Source organism: Streptomyces sp. NPDC043746 (assembly GCF_056436485.1).
In genome coordinates this window covers 1-3,696 of sequence record NZ_JBWKCM010000005.1, presented here as the reverse complement: position 1 = coordinate 3,696, position 3,696 = coordinate 1, and the positions used below count along the sequence as shown (strand labels likewise).

Here is a 3,696-nt window from a genome sequence, read left to right as displayed (position 1 = left end):
CTCGGTGGTCTCGGCCTGCTCGTCCGCCTTCACCGGCTCGACAACCGGCTTCGCGACGGGTTCGGCGGCGGTCTCGGTACGCGGCTCCGCGACCGGCTTCGCCGTCGCAGCGGGCTCTACGTCCGGCTCCGCCCCCGCCTCTACCTCCGGTTCGGCGTCCGGGCCCGAGCCCTGGGCGGGGACGGTCGGCGAGGCGGAGGGCGCCGGGGCGGTGGCTGCTTTGTCGAACGCCGCGGCCACCAGGCCCACAGCACCGGCGTCACTGTCGGTGGTCTCCGCCACCGGTGAGGCCGGGGCCGGAATCGACGCCTTCGGTTCGGCGGGCTTCGGCTCGGAGGCCTCGGGCCCGCCCCCCGCCGCCGACGTGGCCTCGGCCTGCGGTTCCGTGGACGGGGTGCGTTCGGCCTGGGGCGGGACGGTGGCCGTGGTCGGCTCGTCCTGCTCCGTGCGGCCGAACACCTTACGCAGCAAGCTCCGAATGCCCATGAGCGAGGCCTTTCGCATGAGTTGGGTGCGGGGAATGTCCGACCTGGGTGATTTCATCCCTGGCCAGGACGGATACGTAAGGTTAGCGGCCGGATCCGGCCGTTCGCCGGTCCGGCCCACCCGTGCGTCAACCGAGCCGAAACCGATCCCGGACCGAGTCCGGCGCGCGTTCCACGTGTCACCCGCCCCCGTTCCCGTACGGCGTCAAGGGAACAGCGGTGGCCTGGACTTCACCCGCCGTTCACCGGAAGTCCCTCGGACCGCGTGGGGCCGCCCCTACCGTCACGCACGACAGACCGACGGAGGGAATCCACGTGCGCAACCTGCTGCCGCTCATCAGCTCCCACAGCGCCCACCCGGGCGGCCGTTCCGCGCTGACCTGCCGCTTCCGCTGCGGGGACGCCTGCTTCAAGGAGACCCCGAACACCAGCGGCAACGAGTACGCGGGCGACATCATCGCCCGTGCCGTATCGCGCCGTTCGATGATGCGCACGGCCGCCGTCGTGACGGTCGCCGCCGCGGCCGGTACGGCCGGGCTGGTCGGCCCGAACACCCCGCAGGCGGAGGCCGCCGCGCTCGTCGGGCGCGGTCACGGACCGCACCCGCCCCACAAACCGGCCCCGTCCGGTGCCCGGGGCCTGCGGTTCTCGCCGGTCGCGCCCAACCAGAACGACAAGGTCACGGTCCCCGACGGCCACAGCCAGAACGTGGTGATCCGCTGGGGCGAGCCGATCCTGCGCGGGGCGCCCGCCTTCAACCCGGAGAAGCAGACCGCCAAAGCGCAGGCGGGCCAGTTCGGTTACAACAACGACTTCCTCTCGCTGCTCCCGCTCCGCGGCGAGCGCGGTCGTCAGGTCCTAGTCGCCAACCATGAGTACACGAACGAGGTGCTCATGTTCCGTGGCTATGATCCGGCCAACCCCACCCGTGAGCAGGTGGAGATCGCCTGGGCCGCGCACGGGCTCTCCGTTGTCGTCGTCCAGGAGGAGAGCCGTACCGGCAAGCTGGGCGCGGTCACCCGTCACCCGCTGAACCGCCGGCTCACCGCCACGAGTGAATTCCAGGTCACCGGGCCGGCCGCGGGCAGCCCTCTGCTCCGCACGTCCGCCGACCGCACCGGCCGCAAGGTGCTCGGCACGCTCAACAACTGCGGCGGCGGCACGACCCCTTGGGGCACCACGCTGCACGGCGAGGAGAACTTCAACCAGTACTTCGCCAACGGCACCACCGCCATGCACAAGCGGTACGGGATCGGCTCCGGCGCCACCGAGCGCAAGTGGGAGCGATTCGACCGGCGGTTCGACCTGGCGAAGGAGCCCAACGAGGCCAACCGCTTCGGCTGGGTCGTCGAACTCGACCCGTACGACCCCGACTCCACCCCGCGCAAGCGGACCGCCCTGGGCCGCTTCAAGCACGAGGCGGCCGAGCCCCGGCTGACGGCGGACGGGCGCCCGGTCGTGTACATGGGCGACGACGAGAAGTTCGACTACCTGTACAAGTTCGTCTCCAGCAAGCGGATGAAGAAGGGCAACTCGCGCGCCGCCCGCGAGCACAACCTGACGCTGCTGGACGAGGGCACGCTGTACGTCGCGAAGCTGACCGGTGACTCCCCGGCCGACGAGATCGACGGCAGCGGAAAGCTCCCCAACGACGGCGAGTTCGACGGCAGCGGTGTCTGGATCCCGCTGGCCACGGGCACCACCTCCCATGTGCCCGGTATGACCGCCGACGAGGTGTACGTCTACACACGGGTGGCCGGTGACAAGGTCGGCGCCACCAAGATGGACCGGCCCGAGGACGTCGAGCCTTCGCCGCGCACCGGGCGGGTCTACGTCGCGCTCACCAACAACTCCGACCGCGGCAAGGAGGGCAAGGCCCCGGCGGACGAGGCGAACCCGCGCAACGGCAACAAGCACGGGCAGATCCTGGAGCTGGCGGAGAACTGGGACGACCCGACGAGCGACGGGTTCGCCTGGCGCCTCTTCCTCGTGGCGGGCGACCCGAACGACCCCTCGACGTACTTCGCCGGCTTCCCCAAGGACCGTGTCAGCCCCATCTCCTGCCCGGACAACGTGGCCTTCGACGCCCACGGCAACCTGTGGATCTCCACGGACGGCAACAAGCTCGGTTCGCACGACGGCCTCTTCGGTGTCGCGCCCCAGGGCGACCGGCGCGGTGAGCTGAAGCAGTTCCTGACCGTCCCGACGGGAGCGGAGACCTGCGGCCCGGTCATCCAGGACCGCCGGGTCCTGGTCGCCGTCCAGCACCCGGGCGAGGTCGACGGCGCCTCGACGGAGAAGCCGGCGAGCACCTGGCCCGACGGACCCGGCAAGATCGTCCGCCCGTCGGTCGTCGCGGTCTGGCGCACGGATGGGCGCGACATCGGAGTGTGATCCCGGCTCCCTCGGGGACGATCGACCATCAGGCCTGTGCCCACCGGTGTGGGCCTGATGCACATCCTCGGTAGCCCGCGTCGGTACGTAGGCGATGTCCGCGATCACTGCCGCCGTCGAGGCAGGCCGGGGCCCGGCACCGCCGCGGACGGTGCCCACGGCCTGCTGACCGGTGGCACGTTCGTCGACGAGACGCTGTGGCACAAGATCCAGGGTGCCCTGCGCCCGGTGACTTCGGCTCCTGACCGTAGCGCGCACTGACCGGTGGCGCGCAGCGTCCGGACGAGCACCGGGCCGGACGGACGCCGGACCGTGCGTGCGTCGGACTAGAGTCGGACCCATGGTTTCCGGTGATGCGGCGCAGGCTCAGGGAAGCGTCCGGGTCGACGTGTGGATCTGGTCGGTCCGGCTGACGAAGACCCGTGCGCAGGCGGCGGCCGCCTGTCGGGCCGGGCATGTGAAGGTCGGCGGCGAGCGGGCCAAGCCCGCTCAGGCCGTCCGGGTCGGTGACGAGGTACGGCTGCGGCACGCGGGCCGGGACCGGGTGGTCGTCGTCTCGAAGATCGTGAAGAAGCGGGTCGGGCCGCCCGTGGCCGTCGAGTGCTTCGTCGACAACAGCCCGCCCCCGCCGCCGCGCGAGCTGGCGATCCAGGTTCCGGTACGGGACCGGGGCGCGGGCCGCCCGACCAAGCGGGACCGCCGCGAGATGGAGCGCCTCCAGGGCCGCCCGCCGGAGCGCTGAGCCGAGCGGCGGCTCCATGGCAATCCCGTCCTGGCCCCTGTGGTGGTGCTGCCCGCTGTTTCACGTGAAACAGCG

2 protein-coding genes and 1 pseudogene are annotated in these 3,696 nt (G+C 71.5%); 2 read left to right on the top strand and 1 reads right to left on the bottom strand.

Features of this window, described 5'->3' with window-relative positions:
- Window positions 1-486, bottom strand: a pseudogene (locus AC0682_RS07350) (VWA domain-containing protein); the annotation flags it as partial.
- A 314-nt stretch (window positions 487-800) separates the two neighbouring features.
- Here AC0682_RS07350 and AC0682_RS07345 point away from each other — a divergent pair.
- Window positions 801-2,879: a PhoX family protein gene (locus tag AC0682_RS07345; protein ID WP_478531488.1), complete on the top strand. Its 2,079-nt coding sequence runs from the start codon at window positions 801-803 to the stop codon at window positions 2,877-2,879.
- 340 nt (window positions 2,880-3,219) lie between these two features.
- Entirely contained in the window at window positions 3,220-3,621 is a 402-nt protein-coding gene (locus tag AC0682_RS07340) for an RNA-binding S4 domain-containing protein (RefSeq protein ID WP_254812190.1), read from the top strand.
- The last annotated feature ends 75 nt before the right edge of the window (window positions 3,622-3,696 follow it).

What these genes read in the sequence shown, in the direction of transcription:
- AC0682_RS07340 (WP_254812190.1), top strand. Translation starts at nt 3,220, where the DNA reads ATGGTTTCCGGTGATGCGGCGCAGGCTCAGGGAAGCGTCCGGGTCGAC.